This is a genomic window from Desulfosarcina widdelii, assembly GCF_009688965.1.
Lineage (GTDB): Bacteria > Desulfobacterota > Desulfobacteria > Desulfobacterales > Desulfosarcinaceae > Desulfosarcina > Desulfosarcina widdelii.
This window is the reverse complement of the sequence record NZ_AP021875.1, coordinates 1272864-1285954: the sequence shown is the minus strand read 5'-3', so window position 1 is coordinate 1285954 and position 13091 is coordinate 1272864. Positions and strand designations below refer to the sequence as shown.

Below are 13091 nucleotides of genomic sequence, written 5' to 3'. Positions count from 1 at the left end.
TTTCGCCTTGCTTGGCAGGCATCATTCGCTGTGAATGAAAACCATTACCGGCGTTTCAGCTAAAGAGGATGCGCGTAGATGTCTAGAAAAGAAACAGCACTTCAGGAAGGTTCTGATATCACGTTGGATATGAATTGATTTGCCACTAAAAGCGTCATGTGGAGTAGGAATAAATTAAGTTTACAGTGAGCGATAAATTGATGTCAAGGAGGTGATGCATGGAAAGTGGCTGCTATCAGCACTTTTTGTCTAATGTTGGAAATTGACGGTCCGTTGCTTGGTGACCAGAGTCATGCCGTTCATACAGAAACTTGCAAACGATTATCGCGCTGTTGAAAAGCATCAGCGTGGACGGGGTTGCCGAAGGCCTGGAACGGCTGATACGGGATCAAATCTATCCCTAACTCATGTCATGAGTCAGGGGCAGACTTATTCTTACTCGCCCAAGCCAATGAATGGTTGGACTGGCGTTATGCGTTTAAAAGCAGGGAGTTATTTTGTAACCGGCTGTCGCCAGTCTGCCCACGAACATGCTGCAACCGCGAACGCGAACCGGCTCAAGGAACCAGTCGTTTAAGGATTGACAAGCACATAGGCTCCCTGCCAGAAATCATTGAACCGCTTTTTAAAGCTTTCGAGTCCCACGGTCTCAACGACAGCTTTGACCCAAGCCGCGTCTTCCGACTCCGGCATGACCACGATACCAGTGTCATAGTGATCGGGGTCCTCATAGATCCTGAATTTCTCCGGAATGAACCCTGCCTGTTTCAACTGGCTGGAGTAGGAGAGGATTGCCGAGCAATCACGTATGGCCCTTATGGTGGCTGTTACCTCCATCTCGTGGAACTTGAAATTTTTTGGATTGGCGTCCACATCCAGAAGGGAATAAAAGGCACCGGATTTCTTTCCAAGTTGAATCAGGCCGCTGGTATTCATCAGACGCAGGGCCTTGTCCATATTCGACGGATCCCCTGGAATAGCGATTATACCGGCTTGGGGCAATTCGGAGATATCTTTGCAGGCCAGGGAGTAAATACCAAAAATGGAATGGTAAAAATAGGGTTTCACCATTGTCAGATTGGTATGCTTCTGTTCGTTGAAGGTATCGATCCAGACATTGTGGTTCAAAATCAGGGAATCGATTTCACCGTTTATTAGCGCCATTGCAGGCAGGTGGTTGGCATCGAAAACCACGATCTCCATCTCATAAGGAGGAATTAAAAATTCCTTGATCAACTCCACGGTGGGAAGGTTCAAGGGCATGCACCCCAAGGTGAACTTGGTCTTGCTGGAACCGGCCTGGGTCTGGCCAATCGCCCCAATCATTACTATCACAACCACCGCAAAAAATATAAGTGCCCTTTTCTTAATCATTTTTTCTCTTTCTCCTGTTTTTATTGTTTATAATTAAACGGACGTCGTTTCATTTTTGTTTTGAAATACCCGTGTACGCACCGTCATCATAATTCTTGTCATACACGATGGTCAGTACATCCTGGAGGTTGCTTCGGGCCAGCCGTTCCTCGATGCGTGCTTTGGCCCTGTTGCGCTCAAAAGGATTTACCGTGCTCCTGATGCCGTCGATCAATGTATCCAATTTATTAAAAGGGATGCCTATGCCCAGTTCATCGTCGTCCCAGTTGGCCAGCATCCTGGTCCCGGGGCACATCATGGAGAGGTTGATGGTATTGGTCTCAAAGGGATAAGAAGTGCACTCATGGCAAATCGCCTGCATTCCCACCAGCCTGGGTCTGGTGTCATTACCGTTATGATAGGCATTTCCCTGAAGAACCCGCATGGCATCAACGGCATTTGTCACGAGTATGACGATATCAGGTGGCTCCCGGTAGGATTCCAGGGGAGCGACGGCCACGCCATAAAGCTCCTGCTGGCAGTAGAGCATGTTCCTGGAAATGTTCCGGCTGATACATAGGTCTTTATACGATCCGTTGGCGTAACGTCTCTGGCCGGAAACTACAGAACTGCGGGGCTTCACAAAACCCAGCGCCATGGCGCCACCCATGCAGGATAAATTGTCGAGCGTTAGTTTGACGACCCTGCCCTTGCAAGCCTGCTTTACAAAGGTGCAGTAAGAAGCCATCCGCGATGTGGGTGTTAACGGAGAGGTTTCATAGCTTTCGGCGTCTAAAAGAAATTTGATGCCTACCGGTTTCCGCTTCATCTGGAGCAGGGCGTCAAGCAGGAGTGAGGCCTTTTCTTGGTTGTCCATGGTTCTATTTGAGCCTCCTGTAAAAAAATTTTCCCGTGTACTCGGTAGCAATGACCATGATCACCAGGATGACTACGCAACTGTATAGGATGTAGTTGTTGAAGCTTTGATAACCGTAATTGATTGCAATGGAGCCCAAACCGCCCCCTCCGACCACGCCAGCTATGGTGGTACCGGATATGATGATGATGGTGGTAAATGTGAGAGACGAAACCATGGCTGGAATGGATTCCCGGATGATCACCTTGAACATGATCTGAAAATTGGAGGCCCCGAAGGAACGGGCTGCTTCGATAAGCTGGGGATTCACCTCTTTGAAGTTGTTTTCCAGAAGCCTTCCGATGAGGGCCGTTGCGACGACGACCAGGGGCACGATTGCAGCCTTCTCGCCGATAATGGAACCAACCAGAGCCCGAGTCACCGGAATCATGGCCACAATGAGAATCAGCGTTGGAAATGAACGGATGGTATTAATGACAAAATCAAGAATCCGGTATATTCTGTCATGGGGATCAAGCCCCTTTGGACCATAGAGCGTTAACAGAACGGCCATTCCAAAACCAAAAAGAGATCCAAAGGCCATAGTGAACATCACCATCCTCAGTGTAGCTATCGTGGCTGGCAGAATCAGCCGGTCAAAGTACTTGATCAATAAGTCAAGAAACTCATATTCCATTGCACGCACCTCCCGATTGTGACGCCTTCATCTTTCTGAGAATCCATCGGACGTCGCCGGCTCTGCAAAAGGCAGTCACCCGGTTGACATCCTTCTCCGGGACATTGATCAATAAAGAAATAATGGGGGTCTTTCTGTAATTGATAAGATCCCCGCCAACGATCCTGCAGTCTATCCCCAAGTCACGGGTCAACCTTGAAACGACCGGATAGGAAAAGGTCTCCTGCTCCAGAAAGATTTCTATATTGACCCCATCTTCCAGTTCAACGATGTCCCGATTGCCTATGAGACTGCGAAGGGCGGGAGGCTTCTCCATGAAGATATCTTTCACCTTTCCGGCCGTTGTAACTTTACCTTTTTCAAGAATTGCCATATCTCCGCAGACTGCGGTAAGTACCTCCATCTGGTGGGTTACGATAACCATGGTGATCCCCAGGTTTTCATTGATATCACAGAGAAGAGAAAGGATGGAATTCGCTGTTTGGGGGTCCAGGGCCGACGTTGCTTCGTCACACAGAAGAATCTTGGGATTCATTGTCAGGGCTCTGGCGATGGCAACCCTTTGCTTCTGTCCTCCGGACAATTCCATGGGCCTCGCGTTCGCTTTCCCCTTTATCCCGACCATTTCCATCAATTCACTAGCTTTGTGGCGAATATGCTTTTTGGAGTATTTCCAGCATTTCAGGGGAAGGGCGATATTTTCATAAACCGTCAACCGGTTAAGAAGGGAGAAACTCTGAAAAATCATTCCGATATTTCTCCGGAGTTCCTTGATTGCAGGTTTTGACAGAGAGGCTATGTTCACCCGGTCAACGAGAACTTCACCCCCGTCTATCGGGATAAGACGGTTGATGCATCTAAGCAGCGTGGATTTTCCCGCGCCGCTTCTCCCGACCAAGCCCAAAATTTTTCCTTCTTCAACGGTAAGACTTACAGAATCAAGCACCGTATCTTCACCAAAGCGTTTGGTCAGTCCCCGAATCTCAATCACCAAAATACCCCGTACACGCTTCCATCATGAACCTTAAACGCTCCGATCAGAACTACCGTTTCGCTCCGATCTAAATGATCAACCTGAGAAAAACGAGCGGTAATCATATCTTTTTATACTGATAGCTCAAGCCGCGAAAAACCGCGAAACATCTACAGACAAACGTGGCCATCATTGAGAAGGGCAAAGGAAAGTCAAATTGATTATATTTATCAAAAATATTTCTCAAATTTAAATATTCGATATGGAACTGAGCGAGCCAAAATTGAAGTAATTCAATGAGATTTTGAAAAAAATCCTTGAGGCGTTTCGTAAATAACTTGACAGCAACAGGTTGGCTATAATATCAGAGCGCTTCTTTTATCAAACCATGTGAAAGAGGTTTTTTTGTCCAGAAAATCAATGGATATTGTGTCAATCGTTACCGGCCAGGGGATTAGCCCTACGGTGGCTGATTGATCGCAAGCGGTTCTGCAATAAGCAAAATCTTCATCTCCGCAGACTCCTTCTTGAGACTCCGCCGTTAGAACTGTTCCCTCCGTCAGTAGCAATTTTATCGATTAAATACCCCTATATTCAAAATTTTGCCGGCAGGCTCTTTGGCTGTTCCTATGGCCCTTTACCAGGCAATGCCGGTAAAGCCATTGAAAATACAAGGAAGATAGAAAATGCAAATACGAGAGGCATTGAAAACAGACCTGAACGACGTATTGGCCATCGAACGCCTGGCGTTCGGCTACGATAAAGAGGCGAACCTGGTGGGCGAACTTTTGCGCGATCCCAGTGCAAAACCACTTCTGTCTCTGCTCGCTTTCAAAAAGGATCGTGCGGTGGGACACATTTTATTCACCGCGGCGCGACTGTCCGGGACCAAGGATGCGGTTTCCATCGTAATTTTGGCACCCCTGGCCATCGTCCCCGATACGCAACAGCAGGGAATCGGCGGTAAGCTCATCCGGCACGGACTGTCGCTGTTGTCCGGATCGAAGGTCGATCTGGTATTCGTGCTCGGACACCCGGACTACTATCCCCGCTTTGGATTCGCACCAGCCGGATGTCTCGGATTTGACGCCCCATATCCCATACCGGAGGAACATGCGAACGCATGGATGGTCCAGGCGCTTCGGCCGGGAGTGATTGGCGGCGTGAGCGGAAAGGTTGTTTGCGCGGATGCGCTGAACAAACCCGAGCATTGGAGAGAGTAATGAGACTTGAACGAAAACAAACCCATGACTTGCTCAACAGCATTCTCGATCAGCCAGAATTGCCAGCCATCATTCGAAGTCTGGATGCCGGCGTGCTGATCCGGCTGATTCGCCATATCGGTCTGGAAGATTCGGCGGAAATTATTTCTCTCGCGAATGCAGACCAGTTGAAATGCATTTTGGATGAAGACCTCTGGCATAGCGATGCTCCCGGTCAGGATGAAGTGTTTGATGCCGACCGTTTTGGCCTGTGGCTGGAGATTCTGCTTGAAACCAACGCCGCGTTCGCCGCCCGCAAAGTTATCGAGCTGGATGAAGGCTTGCTGACCCTGGGCTTGTGCAAGCTCATTCTGGTGGTGAACCTGGATGAGCTTGCACTTAATTTGAGCAATCCGCAGCGCTCGATCCGGGACGATATGCTGGACAAAATTCTCGAAAGTACCCTCAGCCAGGAATTCGATGACTATCTGGTGCTCGCGAAAAGCGATTGGCACTGGGATGCCGTCCAGGCGCTTCTGGTGGAACTCGACGAATTGGATCATACGACGCTTAGCCGTCTGCTGGATCGCTGCCACCGGATTTCCTTCGAGTATATAGAGGATAATGGAGGCCTTTTCGATGTTCTCACCTCCGAAGAGATGCTCGAATCCGATCTCGCGGCCGATCGCGAGACCCGTCGGGAAGCCGAGGGGTTCGTTGCGCCTTCCAATGCGCGCTATTTCCTGAATTGGGTGCGATTGACCGATCTTGGCAAAATTGTGCGCGCAAAGACGCTGGAACCGGTAACGCGCGCCATCTTCAGATCGACAGGTGAGAAGGGGCGTCATAATGGACAGGTGTCGGAAGATGACAGACCTACCGGTAACGCATCCCGGGAACGGGCCGCTGAAAAAGTCATGCCTTTTCTTCAAACCCTGCGAGCCGCAGCGGTCCTGCCAGGGCCATATCAACAGAGACTGGGCGAATTGGAGGGATCGGTTGATGATCATCTGCCGCTTGTCAATGCCCTGCGCACCATAAAACGGACGGAACCCACGATAGCCTCGAAATATTTGACGGAACTGACCTGCCTCTCCAACATCCTGATTTCAGGATGGGGGTTTCAAGGGCGTTCGTTCAGGCCGGCGGAAGCAGCGGAAGCGGCAATATCGGTGTGCAACCTCGGCAGCGAGTATCTCCTGGAACCCCGGACGGGGGAAGCGGACAGCCCGTCCGTTCAAACCCTGTCAGATCTTTTGGCGGAACAGGGTCTTGCCAAATGTTTCCAGGTGGGCTGGAAAGTGTTGAATGACGATGTTGTGCGGTACGCTGCCAAGGCCCTGCTGCAATTCCTCGATCGTCAACGGGCCGAGTTGCATGATGACGGGCAGGCACAAGCAATGGGCCGGATGGCCAATGTACTGCAAACCGATATCTCATCCGGCAGGCCCTGGGAATTTAATGGTCAACTGGATCAACTTTATGCCTGCCTGGACTCGGAAACCATGGCAGCACTGACGGCACTGCTGCGAGAATGCCCAATCCTGCCCGAAGCGCTTTGCAAACAGGGCCGGCACCCCCATTCCGCTTTTGTCGGGTCCCGGGCGCATATCCGAACCATACGAGAATTTTTGAAACAAATTTTACATTTCGATGCGGAGGAGGAAGTTTGACGAAGTCGCAAAATAGTCAAATTTGGCCCATTGGTGACGTTTCCACACAAGCGGGAACCTCGTATTTCCATGGAGTTATAGATTCCCGCCTGCGCGGGAATGACATGTCTTGCGATTTTTTGCGAGTCTGTCAAATTTAACCAATTAACCTGAATCAGGCGATGGTCAGCTTGCCGCAGATTGAAGGCAGCTGCCGCAGTAGGGGCGACCGGCCGATCGCCCCGACGCACGCCGTGGAGGAACTATTAACATGCAGAGGATTCGAAGCAGAATCATCATCGGGCTGATAAAAAACAGGCATCTGTTCAAGATGAAGCTGAAACCCGAAGTGATTGACGACAGTTTTTCAGTGGCCAATTTCAGAAAAGAAGTGGCTCGGGCGTCATCGAAATTCAAAATGCCCAAAGGGGTAACCACAAAAAAACAAAACGTGAACGCCATGGCCGCGGAATGGATTATTCCGGCAAACCCAACGGAAGGTAAAGTGCTGCTGTATATTCATGGCGGCGGTTTTATTTCAGGTTCCTGCCGGACGCACCGTGCCATCGTTGCCAAGTTCGCCCTGGGCTGCCGGTTAAAAGCATTGGTGTTTGACTACCGGCTTGCCCCCGAACACCCTTTCCCGGCTGGACTCGATGACTGTGTTGCCGCATATCGCTGGCTGCTGGAAGAGGGATACAGGTCGGATGACATTGTCGTCGGCGGGGAATCGGCCGGCGGTACCCTGACCCTTTCGCTGCTGCTGGCGTTGAAAGAGAAAAAGATCCCGTTGCCTAAAGCGGCCTTTTCCATTTCTCCGGTCACGGACTTGCGATGTCAGGCCGCGTCGTTCGAATATAACGCCAAAAATGACATCGCACCGATCAACGCTTCGGCTGTGTGGACAAGTTATTATGTCGGGCGCAATGACCCTGTGTCCCCCCTGTTATCGCCCCTGATGGGCGACTATAAAGGCCTTCCGCCGCTGCACATCTGTGTGGGCACGCACGAAATCCACTACGATGATTGTGCAGACGTTGCCGCAAAGGCAAAAGCGCACGGGGTCGACGTAACGTTCAGCCAGTGGCTGAAAATGGTTCACGCATTTCCCGTATTGTCACCGCTGTTTCCAGAGGCCAAAATGGCGATGCGAGAGATATGCGGATTTGTAAAAAAGCAGTTAAATATACAATGAGAGGGTTTTATGCCGACATTTATAAATGACGATCTGTCTCTTTTTTACGATGAAACAGGCTCCGGGCCGCTTTTGCTGATACTTCCCGGAAATACAGCTTCTTGTGCATGTCATGCGGGAGAGTTGGAATATTTTGGAAAAGATTTTCACGCCGTGTCTTTGGATTTCCGGGGGACGGGTCGGTCCCAGCGGTTGGCATCATGGCCGGATGACTGGTGGGAAAAATGCGCCGATGATGCCGCAGCGCTCATCGACCATTTGGACCGGCGGCGCTGCTTTGTTATGGGAACAAGCGGCGGCGCGAGTATCGCACTGCTTCTCGCGATCAAGTATCCGGAAAAAGTCTCGGGCGTCATTGCCGACAGCTGTGCCGAGCGGTTTGCTCCGGAGAATCTGCGTAGCGAAGTTGCGAACCGGGAAGTGCGTACGCAAGAACAGATCGCGTTCTGGAAATACGCAAACGGGGATGACTGGGAAGAGGTCGTGAACCAGGACAGCAACCTGTTGATGGATTTTGCGGACAGGGGAGGGGATCTTTTCAAGGGAAGACTGGGCGCCATAATGTGCCCTGTTCTTTTTACCGGCAGTCTGAAAGATTCCTTTATTCCTGACATCGGCAAGCAGAACATTCATATGGCTGAACAGATTCAGGGCAGCAGCACCTTTTTAAGCAATGATGGTGACCACCCTTTCATGTGGACCTGCCCCGACGATTTTCGGTCTGTTTCCGGGCACTTTTTAAAAAAAGGATTTTAATAATGAGTGGTGAAAACACGTCTATCCATGAGTTCGAACGTAATTTAATCTGTGAGTATTTTTCAAACATGGAGCGGCAAGGCCCCGGAAGTCCGAACGTGACGGTTAAGGCCTTGAGCTTTGTTGAAAATCTAACGGCCGAATCGAAAATTGCCGACATCGGCTGCGGAACCGGCGGCCAGACGATGGTGCTGGCAAATAACACCCCCAGCCAAATTACAGGTGTCGATCTGTTTCCAACGTTCATCGACATCTTCAATGCGAGATGTCAGAAACTGAACCTTCAGGACAAGGTGACTGGCGTCGTTGGCTCAATGGATAATCTTCATTTTCGGGATGAAGAACTGGATCTGATCTGGTCCGAAGGCGCCATCTACAACATCGGGTTTGAACGAGGCATCAACGAATGGCGCAAGTTCCTGAAGACCGGAGCCTTTATCGCCGTTTCGGAGGCATCGTGGTTCACGGATGAGCGGCCTGCCGAAATCGAAGATTTCTGGGTAAACGCCTATCCGGAGATCGACACGATTCCGCAAAAAGTGAGACAGATTCAAAAGGCCGGATATATTCCAGTCGCTACTTTTGTCCTGCCTGAAAACTGTTGGACGGATCGTTTTTATACGCCACAACGTTCTGTACAGGAAAACTTCTTAAAAAAATATGCCGGCAATAAAGCGGCCGAAGACTTTATCGAATACCAACGCTATGAAGCTGTGCTGTATAGCAAATATAAGCATTACTACGGATATGTATTTTATATAGGAAAGAAAATCTGAGAAGCCATCTTAAAAATATCTTCCAGCTCAATATCGGTGTTGGATTAGCGTTTCAAATCCTCAACATATTGCTAATATGCACCCCAAGGGCATTTCCTTCGGGCACCTGCGGTTCGAAACGCGAATCCGCCTTGATCTTGAACCGCAATCTTATTTTTAAGATAGCTTCTGAGTATCTTGCTGTTCATCCAACCCATCTGCGCAGCGGAATCGGGAAACCCACGATGGCGGCCCATTACTCGTTGAGAAACGAACGGGCCGCTTCTTCTTCCAATAATTCCGGACAATCCGAATAGCGCGGTGAATAGTGGAAAAGGCTATACTGTTTTACCCGGCAGGCCCGCGCCAGTTCGCCGGCCTGGCGGGCGGTGAGATGCAGTTTCTGCAAGGCGACGTCCCGATGCCGGTCAGAGAAAGCCGCCTCCACGAAAAGGTGGTCGACATCGCGGCAGAACGACGCGATTTTCTCCAGGTTGTCCGGGGTGCCGGCCGCGTCGGCAACGTAGGCTAATCGCTGGCCGGGAGAGATGCGAACGATGCGTGTTTTCAAGACCCCCACAGATAATCGTCTGGGTAGCGCTCCCGGCGCAGGGCCTGGAATCTCAATGGTCGCATCCAAATCCACACCCTCATAGAGCATTTTCTTAAACCGGTTCAACCAGGGGCCGGGGGCAAGGTCCATTTCTACCAGCGCCGTTTTGATGATGTTGATGTGAAAGCGTTCGTCCAGGCGAAAGGCCAGCACGGGAATTCCGTGGTCGAGGTGAATGGCCCGGATGCACAGGGACGCCTCGTCGAGCACAACCCCGTCAAAGGGGATCTCCCGAACGCCTTCGGCGACAAACCGTTTGTGGCAGGTGTAGCTGCGGCAAAGCGCCCGGTCGGGATGCAATTCCACGGCATGCAGGGTGAACCGGTTTTCGTAGTTCTCCACCAGGTTCCAGCAGTAGCCGGCCAGCTTTCCCGCCAGGTTGTCCAGAAACCCCTGGGGACCATACAGGTAAAGATCCTTGTCGCGGCCCAGAAGCAGGCGCAGGACACGGTCGAAACCGATGAAATGGTCCACATGGGTGTGGGTGACGAAGATGTGGCTGAGCTTGAGAACTTCCCGGGAGGCCAGGGCCGTGATATCGCCCAGGTCGAAGAGCAGGGCCCGCTTCTCGTTTCGCAGGGGAATGAACAGGGCCGGGTCGTCAAAGGGCCCGTTGACCAGCCGGGGGAGAAACGTCGGGCCCATGCCGCAGCTCAGGGCAGGAGCTTGGCGACCTGTTTGTGGATGCACAGGTAGATGTCGGCATCCGATCCGTAAATGTCCACCACGCACTTGTGGTCGATCAATTTCTCGATGACGAAGGCGGTAACGTAGAGACTGACGACGTTGGGCTGCTGGACCAGGTTGCGAAAGGGCGCAATCTGGTAATCCACGTCGAATTCATCGGCGTGGGTAAGGGTTTCCAAGCACTTGGCGATCTGCTCCTCCAACGTGTTCTTGTTGGTGGTTTCCACCAGGTGCTCCTCCACGAGTTTCATGGCGATGGGATTGGCGAACCGAACCGGGTCTTCCCTTACCATGTTGATGGCTGTCCGCCGTGCGTGTTCTTTAGAGGATTCGATTCTGGACAGAATGCTCGATTCCCGGTTGCTGGGTCTGAAAACTTTGGCCATGGAGGTTCACCTGTCTTTGGGTCGCTTTTACCAGTCCATCTGTTATGGCTCTATATAGGAAAGATAGGCCGGGCAATGCAAGTTAAAAAGAGGGTTGAGGCGAAGAATTTGCAGGAAGGGAAACAGCGGAGCGCGCCGATGCATTTGAACCCTCATGGTCACCGAACCACGTCTTCAATGACGATCTGCAGATGTTTTTTGCCGTTCCAGTGATTCCACTGGGGACGATAGGCGATTTTTTCGAAGCGATCGGCGACCGGCAGATCGCCGGGCACATTGAATTGGATGGCTGGCCGGGCACCGTTGCCGCTCGAACCGCTTTCAAGAACCATTTTGCGGTGGTTATCCCCCACGATCCGGCAGTCTTTCACCCGGATGCCGGTATCCACGAACAGCGGGTGAGGATTGCCCTGGCCAAAGGGGCCCAGACGCGCCAATCCGTCCATCAGTTCGGGCGTTACATCGTCCAGCGGCAGACGGGCGTCGATGGAAAGCGTCGGCGTCGCTTCACGCCGGGCCGCCAACGCTTCAACCGCGGTTTCAAGACAGGCGGCGAAATCCGCCAGGCGGTCGGTGCCCAGACTGAGACCGGCGGCCAACGGATGGCCGCCGAAACGATCCAGCAGATCTTCACAGCGATTCAGGGCCACCGATATGTCGATGCCTTCGACACTGCGGGCCGAACCCTTGGCGGTTCCGTTGCCCGTTGCCAGCACGATCGAGGGACGGTGAAACTGCCTGGCGAGGCGCGATGCGACAATGCCCAGAACGCCCTCGTGCCAGCCGTTTCCGTGGACCACCAGAGCCGGGCGGTCGAGCAGTTCAGGACGACGATCAAACCGGGACAGGATCGATTGCAGCACGTCGCTCTCCATGGCCTGCCTGCGGCCGTTAAGCCTGCCCAGGGCTGCCGCCAGGCGATTGGCCCTGCGGTGGTCGTCGGTCAGCAGCAGTTCGCATGCGATGCGGGCGTGGGCCACGCGTCCGGCGGCGTTGATTCGGGGGGCCAATTTAAAGGCAATGGTTTCCGCATCCGCCGATGCCTGGGGCGCACCACTGGTGCGCATCAACGCCCGGATGCCGGGACGCAAACCGGCGTTGATCTGCTCAAGACCGGTTGCCGTCAATGTCCGGTTGTCGAGAATCAGGGGGGAGACATCGGCAACCGTACCCAGGGCCACCAGGTCGCACAATTGCTTCAGGTTGGGCTCCGGGCGGGTTTTCCAAAAGCCTTTTTCTCGCAGATGGGCCCGCAGGGCGACGACCAGGTAAAAGGCCACGCCGACGCCGGCCAGGTGCGCCAAATCGGTCTGACCCTCCGGGCTGGATGGATTGACTACGGCAACGGCCGATTCCGGCGCCCGGTCAACGGGGTGGTGATCGGTAACAATGGTATCGATGCCGAGTTCGCTGGCAAGGTGAACGGCTTCATGGCTGCTCGACCCGCAGTCCGCGGTAACGATCAGGTCCGCGCCGATGCTGCGGGCCCGTCCGCGGATAAAATCGGTTCCCAGTCCATACCCTTCCGCCATGCGATAGGGGATGTGATATACGACCTGCGCACCGCATTGTCTTAAAAAAGAGACCAGTACCGCGGTGGCGGTAACCCCGTCGGCATCGTAGTCGCCGAAGACGAGGATTTTTTCCCGGGCCGTCAGTGCGCGTCGGATCCGGTCCACCGCCGCGGGCATTCCGGTCATTTCCAGCGGCGAAGTGAGATCACGCAGTAGGGGATTCAAAAATCGTCTGGCCTGGCGGCGGGTGCGAATGCCGCGAATGGCCAAAAGCCTGGCCATCAGGGGAGGGCAGCCTGCCTCACGCTCCAGAAGGCGAACGGTTTTCTCGTCGGGATGCAGCATCTGCCATTGTTTTTCCATTCAGGGGGCATATCTTATTATAAAGAATGGAACAAGAGCCAAACCGACTGCGACGCAAGTTGGGGTTGTAAACGGGAAAGGTCCGGTGA

Annotated in this window: 12 protein-coding genes; 5 read left to right on the top strand and 7 right to left on the bottom strand. The window is 52.5% G+C overall.

The features are described from left to right. Window positions 1–573: 573 nt before the first annotated feature. From GN111_RS05980 to GN111_RS05965, 4 genes are all read right to left on the bottom strand, one after another. Entirely contained in the window at window positions 574–1326 is a 753-nt protein-coding gene (locus GN111_RS05980; RefSeq protein WP_170302155.1) for a MetQ/NlpA family ABC transporter substrate-binding protein, read from the bottom strand. Between the two features lie 97 nt (window positions 1327–1423). Then, window positions 1424–2230: a DUF169 domain-containing protein gene (locus GN111_RS05975; RefSeq protein ID WP_155302880.1), complete on the bottom strand. Its 807-nt coding sequence runs from the start codon at window positions 2228–2230 to the stop codon at window positions 1424–1426. A 4-nt stretch (window positions 2231–2234) separates the two neighbouring features. Beyond that, window positions 2235–2906, bottom strand: coding sequence for a methionine ABC transporter permease (locus GN111_RS05970; RefSeq protein ID WP_155302879.1), 672 nt, complete (start codon window positions 2904–2906; stop codon window positions 2235–2237). Further along, entirely contained in the window at window positions 2896–3852 is a 957-nt protein-coding gene (locus GN111_RS05965) for a methionine ABC transporter ATP-binding protein (protein ID WP_231715685.1), read from the bottom strand. The genes GN111_RS05970 and GN111_RS05965 overlap by 11 nt, the downstream gene beginning before the upstream one ends. A gap of 713 nt (window positions 3853–4565) precedes the next feature. Between GN111_RS05965 and GN111_RS05960 the strand changes: the two genes are divergently transcribed. The 5 genes from GN111_RS05960 (at window position 4566) to GN111_RS05940 (ending at window position 9460) form a co-directional block, all read left to right on the top strand. Next, complete coding sequence (locus GN111_RS05960; protein ID WP_155302877.1) at window positions 4566–5102, top strand: GNAT family N-acetyltransferase; 537 nt, start codon at window positions 4566–4568, stop codon at window positions 5100–5102. Further along, complete coding sequence (locus tag GN111_RS05955; protein ID WP_155302876.1) at window positions 5102–6754, top strand: DUF6178 family protein; 1653 nt, start codon at window positions 5102–5104, stop codon at window positions 6752–6754. The genes GN111_RS05960 and GN111_RS05955 overlap by 1 nt, the downstream gene beginning before the upstream one ends. 439 nt (window positions 6755–7193) lie before the next feature. Continuing rightward, on the top strand, window positions 7194–7928 hold the full coding sequence (locus GN111_RS05950) for an alpha/beta hydrolase (RefSeq protein ID WP_170302154.1): 735 nt from the start codon (window positions 7194–7196) through the stop codon (window positions 7926–7928). Between the two features lie 9 nt (window positions 7929–7937). Then, window positions 7938–8684, top strand: a complete 747-nt coding sequence (locus GN111_RS05945; RefSeq protein ID WP_155302874.1) for an alpha/beta fold hydrolase — start codon at window positions 7938–7940, stop codon at window positions 8682–8684. Window positions 8685–8686: 2 nt separating this feature from the next. After that, window positions 8687–9460: a class I SAM-dependent methyltransferase gene (locus GN111_RS05940; protein ID WP_155302873.1), complete on the top strand. Its 774-nt coding sequence runs from the start codon at window positions 8687–8689 to the stop codon at window positions 9458–9460. Between the two features lie 235 nt (window positions 9461–9695). Here GN111_RS05940 and GN111_RS05935 read toward each other — a convergent pair whose 3' ends face one another. From GN111_RS05935 to recJ, 3 genes are all read right to left on the bottom strand, one after another. Next, complete coding sequence (locus GN111_RS05935; protein ID WP_155302872.1) at window positions 9696–10697, bottom strand: ribonuclease Z; 1002 nt, start codon at window positions 10695–10697, stop codon at window positions 9696–9698. 8 nt (window positions 10698–10705) lie between these two features. Continuing rightward, window positions 10706–11125: a hypothetical protein gene (locus tag GN111_RS05930; RefSeq protein WP_155302871.1), complete on the bottom strand. Its 420-nt coding sequence runs from the start codon at window positions 11123–11125 to the stop codon at window positions 10706–10708. Between the two features lie 158 nt (window positions 11126–11283). Continuing rightward, window positions 11284–13002 (bottom strand): single-stranded-DNA-specific exonuclease RecJ, encoded by a 1719-nt coding sequence (gene recJ, locus GN111_RS05925; protein ID WP_155302870.1) that lies wholly within the window; start codon window positions 13000–13002, stop codon window positions 11284–11286. Window positions 13003–13091: the final 89 nt, after the last annotated feature.

Coding starts and splice junctions, on each gene's coding strand:
- GN111_RS05935 (WP_155302872.1), bottom strand. CDS start 10,697: ATGGGCCCGACGTTTCTCCCCCGGCTGGTCAACGGGCCCTTTGACGAC.
- GN111_RS05960 (WP_155302877.1), top strand. CDS start 4,566: ATGCAAATACGAGAGGCATTGAAAACAGACCTGAACGACGTATTGGCC.
- GN111_RS05975 (WP_155302880.1), bottom strand. CDS start 2,230: ATGGACAACCAAGAAAAGGCCTCACTCCTGCTTGACGCCCTGCTCCAG.
- GN111_RS05950 (WP_170302154.1), top strand. CDS start 7,194: ATGGCCGCGGAATGGATTATTCCGGCAAACCCAACGGAAGGTAAAGTG.
- GN111_RS05930 (WP_155302871.1), bottom strand. CDS start 11,125: ATGGCCAAAGTTTTCAGACCCAGCAACCGGGAATCGAGCATTCTGTCC.
- GN111_RS05940 (WP_155302873.1), top strand. CDS start 8,687: ATGAGTGGTGAAAACACGTCTATCCATGAGTTCGAACGTAATTTAATC.
- GN111_RS05955 (WP_155302876.1), top strand. CDS start 5,102: ATGAGACTTGAACGAAAACAAACCCATGACTTGCTCAACAGCATTCTC.
- GN111_RS05980 (WP_170302155.1), bottom strand. CDS start 1,326: ATGATTGGGGCGATTGGCCAGACCCAGGCCGGTTCCAGCAAGACCAAG.
- recJ (WP_155302870.1), bottom strand. CDS start 13,002: ATGGAAAAACAATGGCAGATGCTGCATCCCGACGAGAAAACCGTTCGC.
- GN111_RS05945 (WP_155302874.1), top strand. CDS start 7,938: ATGCCGACATTTATAAATGACGATCTGTCTCTTTTTTACGATGAAACA.
- GN111_RS05970 (WP_155302879.1), bottom strand. CDS start 2,906: ATGGAATATGAGTTTCTTGACTTATTGATCAAGTACTTTGACCGGCTG.